At 66.9% G+C, this 22,161-nt stretch carries 15 protein-coding genes; 2 read left to right on the top strand and 13 right to left on the bottom strand.

Annotated features, from left to right (window positions below):
• Window positions 1–106: 106 nt before the first annotated feature.
• On the top strand, window positions 107–1,729 hold the full coding sequence (locus QRN16_RS01305; protein ID WP_502943968.1) for a GMC oxidoreductase: 1,623 nt from the start codon (window positions 107–109) through the stop codon (window positions 1,727–1,729).
• 17 nt (window positions 1,730–1,746) lie between these two features.
• Here the strand turns inward: QRN16_RS01305 and QRN16_RS01300 are convergent, their stop codons facing one another.
• Complete coding sequence (locus tag QRN16_RS01300) at window positions 1,747–3,384, bottom strand: alkaline phosphatase D family protein (RefSeq protein WP_285184359.1); 1,638 nt, start codon at window positions 3,382–3,384, stop codon at window positions 1,747–1,749.
• Between the two features lie 112 nt (window positions 3,385–3,496).
• Here QRN16_RS01300 and QRN16_RS01295 point away from each other — a divergent pair, with 112 nt between their 5' ends.
• On the top strand, window positions 3,497–3,679 hold the full coding sequence (locus QRN16_RS01295; RefSeq protein ID WP_285184358.1) for a hypothetical protein: 183 nt from the start codon (window positions 3,497–3,499) through the stop codon (window positions 3,677–3,679).
• Between the two features lie 160 nt (window positions 3,680–3,839).
• Here QRN16_RS01295 and QRN16_RS01290 read toward each other — a convergent pair whose 3' ends face one another.
• From QRN16_RS01290 to QRN16_RS01235, 12 genes are all read right to left on the bottom strand, one after another.
• Window positions 3,840–4,229 carry a VOC family protein gene (locus QRN16_RS01290; protein WP_285184357.1) on the bottom strand — a complete coding sequence of 130 codons (390 nt, stop codon included), beginning with the start codon at window positions 4,227–4,229 and terminating at the stop codon, window positions 3,840–3,842.
• A gap of 210 nt (window positions 4,230–4,439) precedes the next feature.
• Window positions 4,440–8,396 (bottom strand): DNA-directed RNA polymerase subunit beta', encoded by a 3,957-nt coding sequence (locus QRN16_RS01285; RefSeq protein WP_027504575.1) that lies wholly within the window; start codon window positions 8,394–8,396, stop codon window positions 4,440–4,442.
• Between the two features lie 97 nt (window positions 8,397–8,493).
• Window positions 8,494–12,000 (bottom strand): DNA-directed RNA polymerase subunit beta, encoded by a 3,507-nt coding sequence (rpoB, locus tag QRN16_RS01280; RefSeq protein ID WP_285184356.1) that lies wholly within the window; start codon window positions 11,998–12,000, stop codon window positions 8,494–8,496.
• 440 nt (window positions 12,001–12,440) lie between these two features.
• Complete coding sequence (locus QRN16_RS01275; protein WP_285184355.1) at window positions 12,441–13,202, bottom strand: hypothetical protein; 762 nt, start codon at window positions 13,200–13,202, stop codon at window positions 12,441–12,443.
• A 60-nt stretch (window positions 13,203–13,262) separates the two neighbouring features.
• On the bottom strand, window positions 13,263–14,027 hold the full coding sequence (locus QRN16_RS01270) for an Rv1363c family protein (protein ID WP_285184354.1): 765 nt from the start codon (window positions 14,025–14,027) through the stop codon (window positions 13,263–13,265).
• A gap of 70 nt (window positions 14,028–14,097) precedes the next feature.
• Window positions 14,098–15,348 (bottom strand): MCE family protein, encoded by a 1,251-nt coding sequence (locus QRN16_RS01265; protein WP_027504573.1) that lies wholly within the window; start codon window positions 15,346–15,348, stop codon window positions 14,098–14,100.
• Window positions 15,345–16,607 (bottom strand): MCE family protein, encoded by a 1,263-nt coding sequence (locus QRN16_RS01260; protein ID WP_027504572.1) that lies wholly within the window; start codon window positions 16,605–16,607, stop codon window positions 15,345–15,347. The genes QRN16_RS01265 and QRN16_RS01260 overlap by 4 nt, the downstream gene beginning before the upstream one ends.
• A 2-nt stretch (window positions 16,608–16,609) precedes the next feature.
• Entirely contained in the window at window positions 16,610–17,839 is a 1,230-nt protein-coding gene (locus QRN16_RS01255; protein WP_027504571.1) for an MCE family protein, read from the bottom strand.
• A gap of 56 nt (window positions 17,840–17,895) precedes the next feature.
• Entirely contained in the window at window positions 17,896–18,915 is a 1,020-nt protein-coding gene (locus QRN16_RS01250; RefSeq protein WP_285184352.1) for an MCE family protein, read from the bottom strand.
• Window positions 18,912–19,976: an MCE family protein gene (locus QRN16_RS01245; RefSeq protein WP_222639268.1), complete on the bottom strand. Its 1,065-nt coding sequence runs from the start codon at window positions 19,974–19,976 to the stop codon at window positions 18,912–18,914. The genes QRN16_RS01250 and QRN16_RS01245 overlap by 4 nt, the downstream gene beginning before the upstream one ends.
• On the bottom strand, window positions 19,973–21,304 hold the full coding sequence (locus tag QRN16_RS01240) for an MCE family protein (RefSeq protein ID WP_285184351.1): 1,332 nt from the start codon (window positions 21,302–21,304) through the stop codon (window positions 19,973–19,975). The genes QRN16_RS01245 and QRN16_RS01240 overlap by 4 nt, the downstream gene beginning before the upstream one ends.
• A complete protein-coding gene (locus QRN16_RS01235; protein WP_027504567.1) occupies window positions 21,301–22,161 on the bottom strand; it encodes an MlaE family ABC transporter permease in 861 nt (286 codons plus the stop codon). The genes QRN16_RS01240 and QRN16_RS01235 overlap by 4 nt, the downstream gene beginning before the upstream one ends.

The raw sequence follows: 22,161 nt of genomic DNA, 5'->3' as shown, positions 1-22,161 counted from the left end.
ACGAAGATTGGTAACAGTCATACAATCCGGTCGAGTGGTTCCATCACCTGCACCATTCACGGGACACTGACCGTTCGACTGTTCTCGATCGATGGTGGGTGTGCACGTGAAGCGCAGGCAACTGCTGCAACTGGCCGCAGCAGGAATGGTGGGCCTCGCGGTCCCGCCCGCGATCACCCGGTCGACGGCGTCCGCACTCCCGCTCGGCGTCCCCTCGATCCGGAACCTCTTGCCCGAACTGTTCGCCGACCCTCCGCGTCCACCGGACCACTCACCCGCCCTCGTCATCGGATCGGGCTTCGGAGCCAGCGCCGCGGCGTTGCGGCTCGCGCAGGCCGGTACGTCGGTCACCGTGCTCGAACGAGGACTCCGCTGGCCGCGCGATCCGTTCCGCGACATCTTCACCGCCGACATGACGGCCGACGGGCGCGGCCTGTGGCATCAGCGCTCGTTCACCAACCTCACCGGCATGCCTGTCGGGCCCGTCGACTGGTTCAACGGCGTCCTCGACACCACGCGATACGAGAACCTGTCGGTGTGGCGTGCAGCCGCGGTGGGCGGCGGCTCCGTCGTCTACACCGGCGTCAGCATCGCCCCGGACAAGCGCTTCTTCGATCTCTCGTTCGGTGGCCGCGTGGACTACGACGAGATGGCGTCGCAGTGGTACCCCAAGGCTCGCTCGGTGCTCCGGCCGTCGACCATGCCCGACGACATCTACGCCTCCCCCGGGTTCGCCCACTCGCGGACGTGGGACGACCACGCCCGCCGCGCCGGTTTCGACCCGCAGCGCGTCGACGGAGGCTGGAACTGGAACGTGCTGCGTGACGAGATGTCGGGTCGGTCCCGGCCGTCCGCCACCGTCGGTTGCAGCACGTTCGGCAACTCCAACGGGGCGAAGCACGACCTGACGCAGAACTACATCCCGCAGGCCGAGGCCACGGGCAACGCCGTGGTGTGTCACAGCCACGAGGTCGTCGCCATCGGTATCGAGAGCGGCGGCCGCTACCGCGTGGAGGTGCGGCGCCTCGATCCCGAGGGCAACGCACTCGAGACGCGCACGCTGACCTGCGACTCGCTGATCCTCGGCGCCGGATCCATCGGCACCACCGAACTGCTGGTCCGCGCGCAGGCCACCGGCGCGCTCCCCGAGCTCAACGAGTTCGTCGGACGCGGATGGGGCACCAACGGCGACGCCTTCATGACCCGCTCGCTCGGCCCCATCGGCGGCGGACCGCAGGGGGCGCCGTGCGCCTCGCGCATAGTCGACGACACGGGCCTGCCTCTCAGCGTCGAGAACTGGTACGTCCCCGGTGTTCCCACCGAGATGGGTTTCCTCGGATCGCTCGGTATGACCATCGACCCGCTGCGGGCCGATTTCCGCTACGACCGTGCGACGGACGGGATGAGCTTGACCTGGCCCAAGGGCGGCAGCCGCGACACCGTCGAGGCACTGCGCGCGGTGCAGAACCGGATGGCACAGGCCGGCCGCACCGTCGTCTCCGCGGAGCCGTTCACTCGCGACGTCGACGACACGTTCACCGCGCACCCTCTCGGCGGTGCGGTCCTGGGCGACGTCACCGATGCGTACGGACGAGTGAAGGGGCACCCCGGCCTGTACGTCATGGACGGAGCTCTCGTTCCCGGCAGCACAGGTGCGGCCAACCCGTCTCTCACCATCACCGCGCTCGCCGAGCGCAACATCGCAGCCGTCATCGCTGCGGGCGGCTAGGCGTACCCGGCCGTCCGCTAGGCCAGGCCGATCTCCGGCCGACCCTCCGGCACCGTCACGGTCGCTGCCGTGCGGACCGGCGCGCCGGGAACCGAGATCGCGTCCAGGACCCGGACCTCGGAGCGCCACTCCGTCGGCGTCAGCGTCGCACGCAGGTAACCGCGTCGGGCATTGCCGAACTTGACGTGCGGTGACGCCGCCGCGATGTCCGCACCGGCCGTGTCGACGTCCGCACCGTCCTTGCCCGACGCGATGGATGTCGACGCGATCTCGACTCCGACCACCGGGGCGGAGTCGTCCTGATAGTCGCGGCGCAGTTCCGACACGATGGTGCGGTGGATGTCGCCCACGATGGACGCGAGGGTGATTCCCCGGTCGCGGGCGCCGTCGAGGATGCGGTGCCGTGACGCCTCGTACCCACTCCACGGGTCCATCCCGACCTTCCGCTCGCCGTCACTGATGCGGGCGAGGTCGGAGATCACCGTCTGGTGCGCGAGGAACTTCCACGTGGCGCCGGACCCGAAGCCGTCGAGGATCCATTTCTCCTGCGCCGCTCCGGTGATGGTGCGACTCGGGTCCGCGGTCTCCGCGTTCTGCGCGTGTTCGCCGTCCCCGTTGGCCTGATCGCTGCGGTACTGCCGGGTGTCGAGCACCGAGAAGTCCACCAGGTCACCGAAACTGAAGCGGCGGTACGCCGTCAGATCCGGTCCCGTCGGTCGCTGGGCCATCCGCACGGGAGTGTTCTCCCACCACGCCTTGAACGCATCGGCGCGGCGCAGGAGGAACAACCGCGGATCACCCGCAGGATCGCCGGGAGCGGCGGTGCCGGCATCCTGGCTGATCGCCCCGGCCCAGTTGTTGTCCACCTCGTGATCGTCGAAGGTGGTGATCCACGGCGCCGCTGCGTGCGCCGACGCCAGGTCGGGATCCGACTTGTACAGCGCGTACCGATCGCGATAGTCGTTCAGTGCCAGCGTCTCTCGTTCCGCGGACTCGGGCCGTGGCTGCGACGCGCGGGCGCCTGTACCTTCGATCGCGTACTCGTAGATGTAGTCGCCGAGGAAGAACACGACGTCCGGGTCACTCGCCGCGAGATCGGCATAGGCGCCGTAGAACCCGTCCTCCCACTTCTGGCACGACGCCCACGCGAACGACAGTGACGCAAGGGGTGATCCCGGTGCGGGCGCCGTCCTCGTCCGTCCGACGGTGCTCACGTGCGGACCGACCATGAAGCGGTAGAAGTACTCTCGCGCCGGAGCCAGACCCCGCACGTCCACGTGCACCGACCAGCCGTCCGCATCGGATGCCAGTTCGATGCCCTGGCTCACCGTCCGCCCGAACCGTTCGTCCTCGGCGATCTCCCACCGCACCGGCACCACACCCGGCCGCATACCGCCGACCGGAGCGAGTGGGTCGACCGCGAGACGAGTCCACAGCACCACCGAGTCCGGAAGCGGATCGCCCGACGCGACGCCGAGGCGGAACGGGTAGTCGGCCGGGGTGCCGCGTTGCGGCTGCGCGTGCGCCGTCGCGCTCGACAGTTCCGGTGTCATCGCGAGCGCACCGACCAGTGCGGTCCACGTGAGGAACGAACGACGCGTGGTGCCGGCACGCAGAGAACGATCGGCACCGATGACGAGATCACGACGGCTCATGGACCGAACGGTGCCCCTCGAAAGGAAACTCCGTGTGGATCGGAGGCTACGCGCGCGTGGCCGGGCCGCGAGCACTCGCGCTGAAACCACACGAATCGGGTACGCCGTCGACATGGACGACAAGCGAGAGATGGGCAGACGCGACGTCGAGAAGCGGTGGCGCGATCCGCGCGCGATCCGGCACGCGGCCACGTACGACGGGGCAGTGATCGGCATCGCTGCCGTCGCGGTGGCCGTGTTCCTCGCAGCGGGCGCGTCCAGCGTCGCGATCGCTGCGCTCATACCCGGTGTCTGACTGCTCGGTGGAATCGGCGCACTGTGGATCGGCTACCGCTCCTACCGCCACGGCGGGACGTGGCCCGTCTGGCAGGGCGCCGCCTGGCTGCTGTTCGCGCTGATGCTGGTGAGCTTGTCCCTCCCGACCCTCGCTCTGCGCTGAGCCGGGAGGGAACGGATCACGCCTGCACGACGGTGATGACGTTGCCGTCGGGATCCTTCAGCATGAACATCGGCGGCACCTCCGGATCGTCGTCGCCGCCGAGCGGTTCCATCTCGAACCCGTCGAAGGCACTCAGGCGAGCGTGCTCCGCGCGGACGTCCGACGTCTCCACACCGATGGACGAGCCGCCCGGCGTGTCGTACATCGGCGGGTTCAGCGCCAACCGCGCAGTGGACCCCGGCGGCGCCACCTCCAGCCAGCGGTACTCCTGGTTCGGACCGAAGCGCGTATCTCCGCGTACCTCGAATCCGAGTACACGTGTGTAGAAGTCGAGGGCCTTGTCCTGGTCGGCGACGGTGAACATGGCCACGCCGATGTTCGTGATGGTGCTGGGAGTCTCGGTCATACAGGTGCCGACTCCGCGGTGGCCCGGAACTCATCGCGGCTGCTGCACCGGGACCGCCGCGCGCTGCGCCCGGCCATCAGCGCACTCTGCAACCTGCGCACACCACCGTGCGCAGCGCGCGGCGCAGCCCAGCCGAGCGGCGCGAACACGCTGGAAACGACACGAGCCCCACCCCGCCGAAGCGGGATGGGGCTCGTGCGTTGCTCGTCTCTAGCGGTAGTCGCCGGAGAAACCGTAGTCGTCGAGCGGCACTGCAGCACCGGTGTTCTGGCCGAAGCCGTCCGCGCTGTAGTACTGATCGTCGTACGACGGCACCGCGTAGGCCGCGGCACGTGCTTCCTCGGTGGGCTGAACCGTGATGTTCCGGTACCGGTTGATGCCGGTGCCGGCGGGGATCAGCTTTCCGATGATCACGTTCTCCTTGAGACCGATGAGCTTGTCCGAGCGGCAGTTGATCGCCGCGTCGGTCAGCACTCGGGTGGTCTCCTGGAACGACGCCGCGGACAGCCACGAGTCGGTCGCCAGCGATGCCTTGGTGATACCCATCAGCACCGGACGTCCGGCCGCGGGCTCGCCACCCTCGGACACGACGCGACGGTTGCTCGACTCGAACTCACTGCGCTCGGTCAGCGATCCGGGCAGGAACTCCGTGGAGCCCGAATCGATGATGGTCACGCGGCGGAGCATCTGACGAACGATCGTCTCGATGTGCTTGTCGTGGATGGACACACCCTGGCTGCGGTACACCTCCTGGACCTCGTTGACGAGGTGGATCTGCACCTGGCGCGGGCCCATGACTCGCAGGACCTCGTGGGGATCGGCAGCACCTTCCATGAGCTGCTGACCGACCTCGACGTGGTCACCGTCCGACAACAGACGCTCCGTGCCGTCGTCGTGCTTGAAGACACGCAGACGCTGACGCTTGGAGAGCTTGTCGTAGACGACCTCTTCGCCGCCGTCGTCCGGGACGATGGTGATCTTGTAGAAACGGTCACCGTCCTCGAGCTGGATGCGACCCGAGACGTCCGCGATGGGCGCCTTGCCCTTGGGCACACGAGCCTCGAAGAGCTCCTGCACTCGGGGCAGACCACCGGTGATGTCGTCGCCGGCCACACCACCCTGGTGGAAGGTACGCATCGTGAGCTGCGTGCCGGGCTCACCGATCGACTGTGCCGCGACGATACCGACGGCCTCGCCGATGTCGACGAGCTTGCCGGTGGCCATGGAACGGCCGTAGCAGGTGGCGCAGACGCCGGTTCCGGTGGTGCAGGTGAGCACCGAACGGACCTTGACCGACGTGATGCCCGCTGCGAGCAGCGCGTCGATGGCCGGGTCGCCCAGGTCGTGTCCACGCTCGACGATGACGTTGCCGTCGGCGTCGACCGCGTCGGCGGCCAGGGTGCGGGCGTACGTCGAGGTCTCGACGTGCGCGTCGCGGATCATCGAGCCGTCGGCCAGCTTCTCCGCGATCACCGTGGTGATGCCGCGCTCGGTGCCACAGTCGGTCTCCCGAACGATGACGTCCTGCGAGACGTCGACCAGACGACGCGTCAGGTAGCCCGAGTCGGCGGTACGAAGCGCCGTGTCGGCCAGACCCTTACGAGCACCGTGCGTGTTGATGAAGTACTCCAGGACCGTCAGGCCCTCCTTGAAGGAGGACTTGATCGGGCGCGGGATGAACTCACCCTTCGGGTTGGTCACCAGACCCTTCATGCCGGCGAGCGACCGCACCTGCGTCATGTTTCCGGCCGCGCCGGACTTCACGATCATCGGGATCGGGTTCTCGTCGGGGAAGTGGGCCTCCATGGCCTTACCGACCTGCTCGGTGGCTTCCTGCCAGATCTTGACCAGGGCCGAGTTGCGCTCGGTCCGGTCGAGAGCGCCACGCTGGTACTGCTTCTCCAGGCGGTCGGCCTGAGCCTCGAACTCCTCGAGGATCTGCGGCTTCTCCGGCGGCACGAGGACGTCGGAGATGGAGATCGTGACACCCGAACGCGTGGCCCAGTAGAAGCCGGCGTCCTTGAGCTTGTCGACGGTCTGCGCGACCACGATCATCGGGTACCGCTCGGCGAGATCGTTGATGATCGTCGCCTGGCGCTTCTTCGGCATCTGCTCGTTGACGAACGGGTAGTTCGTCGGGAGCAGCTCGTTGAAGAGCACGCGGCCCAGCGTCGTCTCGGCGGTCCAGGCATCGCCCGGGGTCCAGCCGTCGGGGAACAGCTCCGCCTCGATCTCGCGCGACGGACGCTGCTGCGTCAGACGCACCTTGATCTGCGACTGCACGGTCAGGACGCCGCGATCGACGGCCATCTGCGCCTCGGCCGGGCTGGCGTAGATGCCCAGCTCCGCCGAGTCGGACGTCGAGGCCTGGAACTCGCCCAGAGCCTTGTCGTCGAGACGCGTCAGGTGGAACAGACCCGTCACCATGTCCAGACGCGGCATGGCGAGCGGTCGGCCCGATGCCGGCGACAGGATGTTGTTCGACGACAGCATCAGGATGCGTGCCTCGGCCTGCGCCTCGGCGGACAGCGGCAGGTGTACTGCCATCTGGTCACCGTCGAAGTCGGCGTTGAACGCCTCGCACACGAGGGGGTGCAGCTGGATGGCCTTGCCCTCGACCAGCTGCGGCTCGAATGCCTGGATGCCCAGACGGTGCAGCGTCGGTGCGCGGTTCAGCAGCACGGGGTGCTCGGCGATGACCTCTTCGAGGACGTCCCACACCTGTGCGCGCTGACGCTCGACCATGCGCTTGGCCGACTTGATGTTCTGCGCGTGGTTGAGATCCACCAGACGCTTCATCACGAACGGCTTGAACAGCTCGAGTGCCATGAGCTTCGGCAGACCGCACTGGTGCAGCTTGAGCTGCGGTCCGACGACGATGACCGAACGGCCCGAGTAGTCGACGCGCTTGCCGAGCAGGTTCTGACGGAAACGACCCTGCTTGCCCTTGAGCAGATCGGACAGCGACTTGAGCGGGCGGTTGCCCGGTCCGGTGACCGGACGGCCGCGACGACCGTTGTCGAACAGGGCGTCGACCGACTCCTGCAGCATCCGCTTCTCGTTGTTGACGATGATCTCGGGAGCACCGAGGTCGATCAGTCGCTTGAGGCGGTTGTTGCGGTTGATGACGCGGCGGTACAGATCGTTGAGGTCGGACGTCGCGAAACGTCCACCGTCGAGCTGCACCATCGGACGCAGCTCCGGCGGGATCACCGGCACGGCGTCGAGCACCATGCCCATGGGCGAGTTGCCCGTGGACTGGAACGCGGCGACGACCTTGAGACGCTTCAGCGCGCGGAGCTTCTTCTGGCCCTTGCCACTGCGGATGGTCTCGCGCAGGCTCTCGGCCTCGGCCTCGATGTCGAAGGTCTCCATGAGCTTCTGGATGGACTCCGCGCCCATCGCACCCGTGAAGTACTCGCCGTAGCGGTCGATCAGCTCGCGGTAGATGAGCTCGTCGACGATGAGCTGCTTCTTGGCCAGCTTGGTGAAGGTGGTCCAGATCTCCTCGAGACGATCCAGCTCACGCTGCGCGCGGTCACGGAGCTGACGCATCTCGCGCTCGCCACCGTCCTTGACCTTGCGACGGACGTCGGACTTGGCGCCCTCCGCCTCGAGCTCGGCGATGTCGGCCTCGAGCTTCTGCGCACGGGCCTCGAGGTCGGCGTCACGCTGATCGGCGACGGCCTTCTTCTCGACCTCCATCTCGGCCTCGAGAGTGGAGAGCTCGTTGTGGCGCAGCTCGTCGTCGACCGACGTGATGACGTAGGCGGCGAAGTAGATGATCTTCTCGAGATCCTTCGGCGCCAGGTCCAGCAGGTAGCCGAGGCGCGACGGAACACCCTTGAAGTACCAGATGTGCGTGACCGGTGCGGCCAGCTCGATGTGGCCCATGCGCTCACGACGCACCTTGGCGCGAGTCACCTCGACGCCGCAGCGCTCACAGATGATGCCCTTGAAGCGCACGCGCTTGTACTTGCCGCAGTAGCACTCCCAGTCGCGAGTAGGTCCGAAGATCTTCTCGCAGAACAGGCCGTCCTTCTCGGGCTTGAGCGTGCGGTAGTTGATGGTCTCCGGCTTCTTGACCTCGCCGTAGGACCAATTGCGGATGTCGTCCGCGGTCGCGAGACCGATGCGGAGTTCATCGAAGAAGTTGACGTCCAGCACGTCGTACTTCCTTTCCCCTTCTCAGGGATAGTTTTCTGCTGCTACGAGTGATCGGGGGTGGGCCGACGCGAGTCCCCTCGCGCCGGCCTGTCACCGATTACTGCGCGAGATCGTCGACGGTCGCGGACTCGTTGCGGGAGAGATTGATTCCCAGGTTGGCCGCGGCACGCTCGAGATCCTCGTCGTCGCCGTCCGCCATCGTGATGGCCGCGCCGTCCGAGGACAGCACCTCCACGTTGAGGCACAGCGACTGGAGCTCCTTGAGGAGCACCTTGAAGGACTCGGGGATACCGGGCTCCGGGATGTTCTCGCCCTTGACGATGGCCTCGTAGACCTTCACGCGGCCGACCACGTCGTCGGACTTGATGGTGAGGAGCTCCTGCAGCGTGTACGCAGCGCCGTAGGCCTGCATGGCCCAGCACTCCATCTCGCCGAAGCGCTGTCCACCGAACTGCGCCTTACCACCGAGGGGCTGCTGCGTGATCATCGAGTACGGACCGGTCGAACGAGCGTGGATCTTGTCGTCGACGAGGTGGTGCAGCTTGATGATGTACATGTAGCCCACGGAGACCGGGTACGGGAACGGCTCGCCGGAACGGCCGTCGAACAGGGTGGCCTTTCCGTCCGCGCCGACCATGCGCTCGCCGTCGCGGTTCGGGATCGTGCTCGCCAGCAGGCCGGTGAGCTCGTCCTCCTTCGCACCGTCGAACACCGGGGTGGCGATGTTGGTGTCCGCCTCGGCGGCCAGCATCTCCTCGGGCAGCGTCGCGGCCCAGTCGGGTCGGACTCCGTCCGCGGCCACCTGAATGTTCCATCCGGTCTTGCCGATCCAGCCGAGGTGGGTCTCGAGGATCTGACCGATGTTCATACGACGTGGGACGCCGTGCGTGTTCAGGATGATGTCGACCGGGGTGCCGTCGGACAGGAACGGCATGTCCTCCTGGGGGAGGATCTTGCCGATGACGCCCTTGTTGCCGTGGCGGCCGGCGAGCTTGTCGCCGTCCTGGATCTTGCGCTTCTGGGCCACGTAGACGCGGACCAGCTCGTTCACGCCGGGAGGCAGATCGTCGTCGTCCTCGCGCGAGAACACGCGAATGCCGATGACCTTTCCGTTCTCGCCGTGCGGAACCTTCAGAGACGTGTCGCGGACCTCGCGGGCCTTCTCGCCGAAGATGGCGCGCAGCAGGCGCTCCTCCGGGGTCAGCTCGGTCTCGCCCTTCGGCGTGACCTTTCCGACCAGGACGTCGCCGTCACGAACCTCGGCACCGATACGGATGATGCCGCGCTCGTCGAGATCGGCGAGGACCTCGTCCGAGACGTTCGGGATGTCACGGGTGATCTCCTCGGCACCGAGCTTGGTGTCGCGGGCATCGATCTCGTGCTCCTCGATGTGGATCGAGGTCAGGACGTCCTCTTCCACGAGGCGCTGCGACAGGATGATCGCGTCCTCGTAGTTGTGGCCCTCCCACGGCATGATCGCGACGAGCAGGTTCTTGCCCAGCGCCATCTCACCGTTCTCGGTGCAGGGACCGTCGGCCAGGACCTGGCCGGCCTCGACCCGTGCGCCCTCGTCCACGATCGGACGCTGGTTGGCACAGGTGCCCTGGTTCGAGCGCGCGAACTTGCGCATCCGGTAGGTGTTGCGAGTGCCGTCGTCCGCCATCACGGTGACGTAGTCGGCGGACACCTCCTCGATGACACCGGACTTCTCGTTGACGATGACGTCGCCGGCATCGACAGCGGCACGCAGCTCCATGCCGGTTCCGACGAGCGGAGCCTCGCTGCGCACCAGCGGCACGGCCTGACGCTGCATGTTCGCGCCCATCAGAGCGCGGTTGGCGTCGTCGTGCTCGAGGAACGGGATCATCGCCGTGGCGACCGAGACCATCTGCCGAGGCGAGACGTCCATGTAGTCGACGTCCATCGACGAGACGAATTCGACCTCTCCACCCTTACGGCGGACGAGGATCTTCTCGTCGACGAAGCGACCCGAGGTGTCGATCGACGAGTTGGCCTGCGCCACGACGTGGCGGTCCTCCTCGTCGGCGGTCAGGTAGTCGACGTCGTCGGTGACCTGTCCCTGGACGACCTTGCGGTACGGCGTCTCGATGAAACCGAACGGGTTCACACGGGCGTACACCGAGAGCGATCCGATCAGGCCGATGTTCGGGCCTTCCGGGGTCTCGATGGGGCACATGCGGCCGTAGTGCGACGGGTGGACGTCGCGGACCTCGAGGCCGGCGCGCTCACGCGACAGACCGCCGGGGCCCAGCGCCGACAGGCGACGCTTGTGCGTCAGACCCGACAGCGGGTTGTTCTGGTCCATGAACTGCGACAGCTGCGAGGTTCCGAAGAACTCCTTGATGGCAGCGACCACGGGACGGATGTTGATCAGGGTCTGCGGCGTGATGGCCTCGACGTCCTGGGTGGTCATCCGCTCGCGGACCACACGCTCCATGCGGGACAGGCCCACGCGGATCTGGTTCTGGATCAGCTCGCCGACCGTGCGGAGACGACGGTTGCCGAAGTGGTCGATGTCGTCGACCTCCACGGGAACCTCGACGCCGTCGGGTGCCGTCATCGACTTCTCGCCCGCGTGCAGACGCACGAGGTACTCGATGGTGGCGACGATGTCCTCTTCGGTCAGCGTCGACGCCTCGATGGGCAGACCCGAGTTCAGGCCCAGCTTCTTGTTGATCTTGTAGCGACCCACGCGTGCGAGGTCGTAGCGCTTCTCCTTGAAGAACAGGTTCTCCAGCAGGGTCTGCGCGCTCTCCTTCGTGGGCGGCTCGCCCGGGCGGAGCTTGCGGTAGATGTCGAGCAGCGCCTCGTCGGTGCCGGCCGTGTTGTCCTTCTCCAGCGTGGCCATGAGGATCTCCGAGAAGCCGAAGCGCTCGGTGATCTGCTCGGTGGTCCAGCCGAGTGCCTTGAGGAGCACGGTGACGGGCTGACGACGCTTGCGGTCGATGCGGACACCGACGGTGTCGCGCTTGTCGACGTCGAACTCGAGCCAGGCGCCGCGGCCGGGGATGACCTTGACGCTGTGCAGATCCTTCTCGGTGGTCTTGTCGACGGCGTGGTCGAAGTAGACACCCGGGGAACGCACGAGCTGCGAGACGACGACGCGCTCGGTGCCGTTGATGATGAACGTGCCCTTGTCGGTCATCATCGGGAAGTCACCCATGAAGACCGTCTGGCTCTTGATCTCACCGGTGTTGTTGTTGATGAACTCCGCGGTGACGAACAACGGCGCCGCGTAGGTCATGTCCTTGTCCTTGCACTCGTCGATCGAGGCCTTGACCTCGTCGAAGCGCGGATCGGAGAAGGAGAGGGACATCGAGCCGGAGAAGTCCTCGATCGGAGAGAGCTCCGTCAGGATGTCCTCGAGACCGCCGCTGCGAGAGCTGTCGCCACGTGCTTCCGCACGTGCGCGCCACTCCGGCGTGCCGACGAGCCACTCGAACGAATCGGTCTGAAGATCGAGCAACCCCGGTACTTCGAGGGGTTCGCGAATCTTCGCGAACGACACCCTCTTCGGGGCTCCGGGAGTTCCGGCGTTTTCCTTGGACTGGGTGGAGACTGCCAAGATGCGTCCTTCCAGCACCTCACGCGGGCCGCTTCGTGCACTGCGCGACCGTCGCTAATCTGCTTCTTTGTGTGGGAACTTCGCTGGTCACTACCCGTACGAAGTCCTCGCTCAGCAGAGATCGACACACGTGTCGATTCAGGCAAAGTCTGGAAGTGGACAGGAGGCACCCAGCGCAACGTCCAAAAGTACCCCAATGCGGCGGATATGGCAACCGCGTCCGCGCGGGGAGCGCGCTCGGCCCGGAGACTGCACGGGCCGTGATCCACGAACTGCCGTACGCCCCTGCCCGTCGATCCCGGCGCCCGGTGCCTCCATTTGCTCCGGCGTCGATCTCGATCATGGCAGCGGGGTCGCACCCGCGTTCGATGAATCCGGTAATCAGAGTGGACTCCCGAAGCCCTCGCGTCAAGAGCGAGAGCGGCGTTTCGTCCCCCGAATCCGCTCGAAGCGGGCGATCAGCGGTTGTCGATGGTCGCGAGCAGCCACTTTCCGTCGACACGTTCCATGGTCACCGAGACCGGCGTCTGCACCGTTCCCTGGTCGACCGTGTCCTGCGTCGCGGCGATGTCCATGCTGGCCAGCAGCTCGGCCCGGTCACCGTCGAGCAGTGACACCCCGATGTCGGTGACCGTGGCCGTCGTGGTGGTCTGCGTCTGGATGACGCCCTGCTTGGTCTGCTCCGCGGTGGAGTCGTACTCCCCGCGGCGCTCGTCGTTCAGCACCGCGCGGGCGGCCGCCTGATCCTGGTCGATCGTGTCGAACTTGTAGCTGAACACCGTCTGCAGGGCGTCGCGCCCGGCCGACGTGACCTCGAGTGTGGCCGGAGTGTCGACCCATGCCTGGTTGCTCACCTCGGACGTACCGGGGCGCACCACGGCGAGGAGCGCGATGACGGCGAACACCACCGCGAGTGCGGCGAGCAGCATCGTGCGGGGAGTCCACCAGGCCGTGCGGCCGGCGGGGGCGCCGTCGTCCGCCTCGGTCGTCTCGTCCACGACCGAGTCCGTGGCAACGCTGTCGACCGCAGCGGTGTCGGCCGACGACTTCGACAGGTCGACGGTCGAGGCCGCGTCGGTGGACGCAGTCGTGGTCTCGTTCTCGATCGCGTCGCCGCCCGCGGGGGGCGCCGTGGAGCGTCCAGCGACCTTGGGTCGACGAACGCTGCCGGCGGGGACACGGGGAGCGCCTGTGGGGGGTCTACGGCGTGCGGGGGGCATAGGGAGAACTCCTGGCTGGTGCGAGGCGAGCGGGACGGACGGCGTCGTGACAGCGAGGTGTCACTGACCGCCGTCGGTCGGCGCGGGAGCGGGATCGACGGGCGCGGCGGGGTCGACCGGAGCTGCGGGGTCGACCGGAGCTGCGGGGTCGACCGGGGCTGCGGGGTCGGTGGCGGCGGGATCGGTGGGTGCAGCGGGATCGCCCGTCGCAGCGGGTGCGCCCGGGACCTCGAGGGGGATGCGCTGCCCGATGGGCTGGATACGCGTGGCCTTCCACGTGCCGTCCACGTCCTGGAGTTCGAGACGCAGGGTGCTCTGGTACCGCTCGTTGCCGTCCGGCTTGGTGGTGTCGGTGGTGAGGACCACGAGCGACTGCGCGGTGCCGTCGTCGGAACTGAACCCGACGAGCGACGCATGCTGCACCGCCGCGGTGGTGACCACACCGGTCTCCGCGAACTGCTGGCGGAACTGATCCTTGGTGTCGTTCAGACCGTTGGTGAGCTCGTCACCGGTGATGGAGGACTCGATGTCGGCGAACGTCTTGTCCAGATCGTTCGAGTCGACGGAGTTCAGATTGATCGCCGCCTGCCGGGCGCCGACAAGGGCGTCGTCCCGCAGGGAGGCGTCCGACGACTCCTGGTACGCGAGGAACCAGAAGATGCTCAGCACGACGGCCGCGATCAACGTGATCGCGGCGGCCGCGGCAGTCACCGCCGTGGCGACCGGAGACGTGCGCGGCGCCGGTGCGGGCGTGGACTCGGACGTGCCGTCACCGGTGTCGGTGCCGTCGAGGTCCGGGTCGGAAGGAGAGGTGGTTGGCGTCACAGCAGACACCCTACTTGAGGGTAACTTCTCGCTGCCATCACCGCGCACCTCTCCTCACCCGACTCGACGGTCAGGGGCGGACCGTCACACCGAGCAGTGCGGCCAGCTGCGTCGCGATCGGGTTCAGATCCAGGGGGTCCGGCGCGACCTTAGGCTTGTCGTCCCACGGCTGCACCGTCTGCGGATCGGCGAAGCGCACGCTGTTGGCGCCGCGCACACCCGTCAGGGATCCCTGCGGCACAGTGCAGTTCGCGTCGAGGTTCAACGGGAAGTCCTGCTGCGTCGGATCGAAGTCGGGATTCTTGGCGTACTCCGCGTCGAGGATCGCCTGCGTGCCCTCGTAACCCTGGGTGCACGACGGCGGGTTGTTCACCTCGAGCGCGATGCCGAAGTGAATGGTGCCGTCACCCGGACTCGCCGAGTTCGCTCCCTGCGCCAGGGCCGGGAGGAACTGGAGCAGCGGACGCAGTGCGAACGTGCGCGGGCTCAGTGCACTGGTCACACCCGCGAGGTTCGTCAGGTTGGTCGTCAGACCCGGGCCGGCCTGGTCGACGAGCGCGCCGACCTGGTCGCTGGCGGGAAGCCCGTTGTCGATCAGTCGTCGGATGTCCGGATCGCTCGACCGCAACTGCGCGGTGACCAGATCCAGATCCGAGCTGAACTGCTGAATGGACGACGACTGCTCGGACTGGGTGTCCAGCACGACGCGGCTGTCGCGGATCAGCGTGAGGGTCTGCGGCAGGTTGGCGAGACCGTCCTCGGAGAAGCTGTCGAGCGAGGTGACGAGCTGCTGCAGTGAGTCACCCGTGCCGGCGAAGCCGGTACCGAGCTCGGTCACCACGGTGTGCAGATCGTCGACCGGCACGGAGTCCGCGAGCGTCTTGACGTTCTTGAGCAGGCTCTCCACCGGCGTCGGGATGGACGTGTCGTCCTGCAGGATGACGTCGCCGTCCTGCAGGAACGGGCCCTGATCGGTGCGCGGCTGCAGATCGACGTACTGCTCACCGATGGCGGAGCGGTTGGCCACCACGGCGATGGTGTCGGCCGGGACGTCGGGAGCGCTCTTCTCGAGCTTCAGTTCGACGTCGACGCCCTGCTCGGTCAGCTTCAGCTCACCGACGCGCCCTACGGGAATGCCGCGGTACGTCACCTCGGCGTTGCTGAAGATGCCGCCGGAATCGGCGAACTGACCGGTGACCGTGTACTGGCCGAAACCGAACAGCTGGTCGACGCGCACGTACTTGGCACCGACGTACACCAGGCCGAGCACGGCGATGACGACGAAGAGGATCAGCTGTGTGCTGACCAGCTTGGATCTCACTGTCCACCTTCGTTCTGAGGAACGATCCCGAACTGCTGCAGGATGCCGTCCAACGGGTTCGCCGACGGTGCGGCGGCGGGTACACCCGGCGCCGGGGTCGGCGACGGGATGATGGGCGGCAGAGGCAGCAGCGAGATGGTCGGGAAGGAGTTACGCGGGCCGTTGCCGTTGTAGTACGGGTTCGACGGATCGACCCGCGGCTTGGGATCGCCGTTGCGGGGCGCGCTGTAGATCGGGTTACCCTGGCCGACGCCCAGCGCGGTGAGCTGGTTGCCGATCTGCAGATCCACACTGAGGAACAGATTGACCGCGTTGCCCTGGGTGATCTTCTCGACGCCGTCGGGGAACGGGAACGTGGGCACGAACGCGAGGTCCGTGATCAGCTCGTCGCCGTAGGTCGAGAGCTCCTGCAGGGTCGGGCGCAGTGCGCGCAGGTCGGCGATCAGATCGTCCTTCGAACGCTCGATGACGTCGGTCCCGACCTGCCCGAGGCGATCGAGCTGACCGAGAAGCTGTGTCAGCTGCGGACGCTGCTGTTCGAGCACCTCGGTGGCGACCGGCAGATCGACGAGGATCCGGTCGATCTTCTCGGTCTGCTGGTTGAGCGTGCCGGTGAGGACGTCGAGACCGTCGATCGCGCGCGTGATGTCGGCCTTCTGATCCTCGAGGCCGCCGATGAGCGAGTTGGCCTCCTCGAGCAGGTTCCGCACCCGGTCCTCGCGGCCGCCGAGCGCGGTGTTCAGCTCCTTGACGATCGGAGCGAGCTGCGCGACGCCGCCGCCGTTGAGCAACATCGACAGCGCGCCGAGCACCTGCTCGATGTCGGTGGCGTGGCGGGTCCGCTCGACGGGGATGGTGTCGCCCGAGGCGAGGCGCGCGGACGCCGCGTCGTCGGCCGGAACGCTGAGCTGGACGAACTTCTCGCCGAGCAGGTTGGTCTGCTGGACGGACGCCATGGCGTTGGCCGGCAGGTCCACGGACGAGTCGACCTCGACCTCGACGTCGGCGATCCACGAGTCGTTCGGCACGGAGACCGAGGTGACCCGACCGACCTGGACACCGTCGACCTTGACGGTCGACTGCGGAACCAGGTCCAGCACGTCGTCGAACTGCAACGTCAACCGGATCGGATCCGATCCGACGTCGGCACCGCCGGGCAGCGGGATCCCGTAGATACCGCTGGATCCGCAGGCACTGAGCGTCACGGCGACGACGCAGGCACCGGAGGCGGCCATCAGGCCACGCGAGCGCACTCTCATCGTCACTCCCCTTCCGCAGGAATGTTCAGGCCCGGAAGCTGCAGGTCGTCGACCCGCGGCGATTCGACACCGGGCACGGTGCCGGGCTCGACGTTGCGCTGGATGTTGTCCGCACTGAGCAACCCGAACGGCAGAACCAGCGTCGGCGTCTTCACACCGGCGACGGCCTGGTCGATGATCGCGCCGCAGTTGTCGACGATCGGCTGCATCTGACGGCCGAGCGCCTCGAACTGCGGATCGCCCGGGCGCAGCTTCTGCAGATCGATGAGACTGCAAAAGAACGTCTTCGGATCCTGGAACTCCTGGAAGATCAGGCGCGCGTCCAGCGATCCGGACTCGGCGTTGTAGGAGTTCGCGACGTTCGCGACGGCCAGCGGCAGCAGCGTCAACGTGTCCGCCAGGTTCTGGCGGTTGTCGGCGAGCAACTGCGTGGTCGGAGCGAGGTCGTCGAGATCGTTGGACAGCTGGTCCCGGTTGTCCCGCACGAAGGTGGCGACGTCACCGAGCGTGACCGAGAGCTGGTTCAGCGCGAGGCCGAGGTTCTCCCGCTCCCCCGCCAGGAAGCTCGTCAGCGAGGACAACTGATTGTTGAAGGCACGCACCTGCTGGTCGTTCGCCGACAGTGCACTGACGAACGTCTGCAGATTCTGGATCGTGCCGAACAGATCGCCGCGGTACGAGTCGAGCGTCTCGACGGCACCGGAGAGCTGGGTCAGCGAATCGTTCAGCGCCTCACCGTTTCCGGCCAGGTTCTGCGCGCCGGTGGTCACGAGGTCGGAGACGGCGCCGTTCTGGTTGGCACCGTTCGGTCCGAGCGCGGCCGACAGCTCGTCGATGCTCTTGTACAGCTCGTCGACCTCGACGGGAGTGGCCGTGCGCTCGCGTGGGATCACGGCACCGGACTCCATCTTCTCGCCGCCGGTGTACGCCGGCGCGAGCTGGACGTAGCGGTCGGCGACGACGGACGGCGCGAGCTGGACGGCGCGGGCATCGGCGGGGATGTCGACGCCGCGATCGACGCGCATGTCGACCTGCACCTGATCGCCCAGGCCCTCGACCTTGGTGACGGTGCCGACCTTGACGCCGAGGACGCGAACCTCGGTGCCCTCGTACACGCCGACCGTCTTGTCGAAGTACGACGTGATGGTGGTGGTGCCGAGGCGGGTGAAGGCCCACCACAGCGCGAACACGACCAGCACCACGACAGCGACGACGGCAGCGATGATTCCCAGGTTGCGCTTGCTGAAGAAGCCGCCGTTCGACGGGGCTTCCTGGTCGGTGGATGCGGTCACTGGCCTGCTCCCGGACTACGGACGGGATCCACACCGAGGGTGCGAATCGGCTCACGGTATCCCGGAATGTCCGGGAGACCGGGCGGGAAGGTGTTGACGATGACCTGATCGAACCAGCGGCCGTTACCGACGATGTTGGTGTACAGCCGGACGAACGGCGAGTACAGCTTGATCGCCTCGGCGATGTTCTGGTTGTTGGTCTTCAGGGTGTCGATGACCTGACCCAGCGACTGGAGTGCGGGACCGATCTGTGCCTCGTTGTCGCGGATCAGACCGGTCAGCTGAGTGGACACCCGCTGCGTGCCGATGAGCAGCTGCGAGATGGACTGCTGCCGATTGTTCAACTCCTGCAACAGGACCGAGGCGTCACCGATCAGCTTGGTGAACTCCTGGTTGCGGTCGGCGAGGACCTGCGTCGTCTTGTCGGTCGCGGCGAAGAGCTTGCTCAGCTCGTCGTCACGGGAGGAGATGGTCTCGGACAACCGCGTGACGCCGTCGAGCGAGGCGCGGATGTTCTCCGGCGTCTCGGAGAACGCCTGCGACAGCGTCTCCATGCTCGTCGCGAGCTGCGTCGTGTCGATGTCGCCGGTGGTGCGGGCGGCGTCGGAGAACGCGTCGATGACGTCGTAGGGGGCCGTCGTGCGGTCGATCGGGATCGCGTCGCGCGGGTTCAGCCGCTCCTCGCCCTTGGGCTCGAGCGAGAGGAACTTCTGGCCGAGCAGCGTCTTGATCTGGATGGACGCCGACGTCTTGTCGCCGACCCACGCGTCACTGACCGTGAACTCGACCTTCACCTTGTCGCCGTCGAGGGCGACGTCGGTGACCTTGCCGACCTTCACGCCGGCGATCCGCACCTCGTTGCTGACGCGCAGACCGGCCGCTTCGGAGAAGTTCGCGGTGTACTTCGATCCGGCACCGATGATCGGTAGCGAGTCGAGGAAGAACGCGGACAGCGTCGCCATCAGGATGATGAAGATGCCGAGGGCACCCAGCACCGCGGGCTTGCGTTTCGTCACGAGATACCTCCTGCGGCGCAACGCTTCGCGGAGTTGGTGTACAGCGGCTGATTGATGGTGGGCAGTCCTGTCGGGAGGTTGAGCTGCGGCGCGTAGCCCGGCCCGGCGACGATGTCGATGCCGCACAGGTAGAACTGGAACCACGAGCCGTAGCTGGCGACGCGGATCAGCTTCTCGAGCTTGACCGGGAAGTTCGACAGGATGTTGTCGAAGTCCTGCTGCCGGTTGTTGATCTTGGTCGACAGTCCGTCGATCGACGAGATGGCCGACTGGATGGACGGACGGGTCGGCTCGAGCAGATCCGCTGTCGCGTCGGTCAGACCGGCCAGCGAGGTGACCGCCGAGCCGACGGTGTCACGATCCGCCGACAGCCCCGACACCAGCGCCTGGGTGTTCACGATCAACTGGTCGAGTTCCTTGTCGTGCTGGTTCACCGTGTCGAGGACCCCGTTGAGGTTGTCGATGACCGCCCCGATGACCTGATCCTTGTCCGCGACCGTGTTGGTCAGGCTCGCGGTGTCGCGCACCAGATCGCCGATGGTGCCCGACTCACCCTGGAAGACCTGGATGATCTCGTACGACAGCTTGTTCACGTCGTCGGCCGTCAGCGTCTGGAACAGCGGACGGAAGCCGTTGAACAGCGTCGTCAGGTTCACCGCGGGGGACGTCCGATCGAGCGGGATGGTGGCTCCGCTGGTGATCTTCTCGCCCTGGTCGCCCGTGCCCTGCTCGAGCGCGATGTAGCGCTGCCCGATCAGGTTCCGGTAGCGGATGGTCGCGGTGGTGGAGGCCGGCAGCCATTCACGCTCGGTCAGCGCGAAGTCCACCTGAGCCAGGTCACGCTCGTGGATCTCGATCTTCTCCACCTGGCCGACGCGCACACCGGCGATGCGCACCTCGTCGCCCTCGTTGAGCGAGGAGACGTCGGTGAAGATGGCCGAGAACTTGGTCTTGCCGGACCCGGCGCCGTTGGCGATGGTCAACGCCAGGGCTGCCGTCGCCAGAATGGTCACCACCGCGAAGATGATCAGCTTGATCAGCGGTGCCGCTAGGCCTCTCATCGCACACTCACTTCCGTGCCGCGGAGCGCCGGAGCGCCCACCAGGGTGGTCCACGCGGGGACCTGGTCCGGCGAGATGCCGGAGCCTCCGCCGTAGACCACGGCCAGCGTGTCCCGTTCGATGTCCGATCCGGCGTAGGCCGCCGGGACGAGCGACTGCAGCGGGTTGGGCAGCGCGCCGGGGTCGACCGCGGGACCGGGGTTGCGCGACGGCACCTGGTAGGAGCCGTCGTTGACGCCGCTGCCCGGGTACTGCGGGAAGAACTTGCCGGGTGTGGTCACGTTCTCGAAGCACGACGGGCCACGGGTGTCGAACAGTCGCGGCTCGTCCTGGTTGGGGATGTAGCGCCCCTTGGGGTTGACGAAGTTGATCGACGCACGGACGCCGGGGTACGCGTCGTCGACCGAGAGGATCTTCTTCGCCTCGTCGGCGACACGGACGAACTCGGTGAACGTGCAGCCGAACGACGGGGAGAACTCGGCGAGCAGTTCGAGCGCCTCGCGGGAGTCCGCCGCGATGGACACGATGGACTCGGCGTTGGTCTGCACCAGGTCGGCCAGCGAGCCCGACGACGCGGTGGCGCTCGCCAGGAGCGTGGTGACGTCGTTCTGCTTCTCCACCACCGTGTTCCCGGTGACGCGCAGGTTGTCGAGCGCGTCGATCAGATCCGGAGCCGCGGTCGAGTACGTCTCCGACAGGTCGGCGATGCCGACGAGATCCTGCTGGATGTTCGGCAGCTCGTCGTTCAGACCCGAGAAGATCTCCTCGAGCCGGTCGAGAGTCAGACCGAGCCGCTCGCCGTTGCCCTCGAGAGCCTGCGACAGCGCACCGAGCGTGTTGGCGAGATCCTGCGGCGGGATGGCGTCGAGGAGCGGGAGCAGCGAGTCGAGCAGCTGCCCGACCTCGACCGCGTTGCCGCTGGTGTCCTGACGGATCACCGCGCCCTCGGCGAGAGGGCTGGCGCCGGCGGAGTTCTCGGGGATCTGGAGCGCGACGTAGCGCTCGCCGAAGAGCGTCTTCGGCAGCAACCGGGCGGTGACGTTGGAGGGGATGGTGCCCACGAGACCGGGATCGAGTGCCAGCTCGGAGGTGACCTCACCGTTCTCGGTGGTGGCGGACCGCACCTCGCCGACGATCATGCCGCGCGCCTTCACGTCCGCGTTGGCGGGCAGCGCGTTGCCGACGGTGTCGGTGATCAGGTCGACCATGACGACGTCCTTGAACGTCTTGTTGAAGGTCGTGATGCTCCAGGCGACGAAGAGAACGACGACGAGCAGGAATCCGATTCCGAGGAGGCGACGACGCGTCGCCGACGGAGCGTGGTTCATCCGGCGACCCTCACCGTCGTCGTGGTGCCCCAGATGGCGAGGCTCAGGAAGAAGTTCAGCACCGCGACCGTGACCAGTGCGGCACGCACGGCACGACCGACGGCCACGCCGACGCCGGCGGGTCCGCCCGACGCGGTGTAGCCGTAGTAGCAGTGGATCATGATGAGCACGAAGGCGAAGACCAGCACCTTGGCGAAGGAGTAGAGCACGTCCTCCGGGGGCAGGAAGAGCGTGAAGTAATGGTCGTACGAGCCCGGTGACTGACCGTTGAAGACGGTGCTCACCAAGCGGGACGCGAGATAGGCGGACAGCAGGCCGACGATGTACAGCGGAATGACGGCGATGAATCCGGCGATCATGCGCGTCGACACCAGGAACGGCACGGACGGAACGGCCATGACCTCGAGTGCGTCGATCTCCTCGGAGATGCGCATGGCGCCGAGCTGGGCGGTGAAGCCGCAGCCGACGGTCGCGGACAGCGCGAGGGACGCCACGATGGGCGCGATCTCACGGGTGTTCACGTACGCCGACAGGAAGCCCGTCAGCACCTGGCTGCCGAGCTGTTCGAGCGCCGCGAAGCCCTGCAGACCGACGACGACACCGGTGAACCCGGACATCATCAGGATGACGCCGATGGTGCCGCCGATGACGGCGAGAGCGCCGGAACCGAACGTCACCTCCGCGAGCAGGCGGAGGGTCTCCTTCTTGTAGTGCACGGCCGTCTTCGGGATCCACCCGATCGCGCGTCCGTAGAACGACATCTGTTCACCGGCACGGTCCAGCACACCGAGCGGAGCCGAGGCCGCGCTACGGAGCCGGAGCAGGGTGCGGTCTCCACGACCACGAGCGATGGTCAT

Source organism: Rhodococcus sp. MEB041 (assembly GCF_030208955.1).
Lineage (GTDB): Bacteria > Actinomycetota > Actinomycetes > Mycobacteriales > Mycobacteriaceae > Rhodococcoides.
Note: the sequence above shows the minus strand (reverse complement) of the source record. Positions and strands in the feature narration are given on the sequence as shown.

Coding starts and splice junctions, on each gene's coding strand:
- QRN16_RS01275 (WP_285184355.1), bottom strand. CDS start 13,202: ATGCCCCCCGCACGCCGTAGACCCCCCACAGGCGCTCCCCGTGTCCCC.
- QRN16_RS01240 (WP_285184351.1), bottom strand. CDS start 21,304: ATGAACCACGCTCCGTCGGCGACGCGTCGTCGCCTCCTCGGAATCGGA.
- QRN16_RS01290 (WP_285184357.1), bottom strand. CDS start 4,229: ATGACCGAGACTCCCAGCACCATCACGAACATCGGCGTGGCCATGTTC.
- QRN16_RS01260 (WP_027504572.1), bottom strand. CDS start 16,607: ATGAGAGTGCGCTCGCGTGGCCTGATGGCCGCCTCCGGTGCCTGCGTC.
- QRN16_RS01300 (WP_285184359.1), bottom strand. CDS start 3,384: ATGAGCCGTCGTGATCTCGTCATCGGTGCCGATCGTTCTCTGCGTGCC.
- QRN16_RS01295 (WP_285184358.1), top strand. CDS start 3,497: ATGGACGACAAGCGAGAGATGGGCAGACGCGACGTCGAGAAGCGGTGG.
- QRN16_RS01235 (WP_027504567.1), bottom strand. CDS start 22,161: ATGACCATCGCTCGTGGTCGTGGAGACCGCACCCTGCTCCGGCTCCGT.
- QRN16_RS01245 (WP_222639268.1), bottom strand. CDS start 19,976: ATGAGAGGCCTAGCGGCACCGCTGATCAAGCTGATCATCTTCGCGGTG.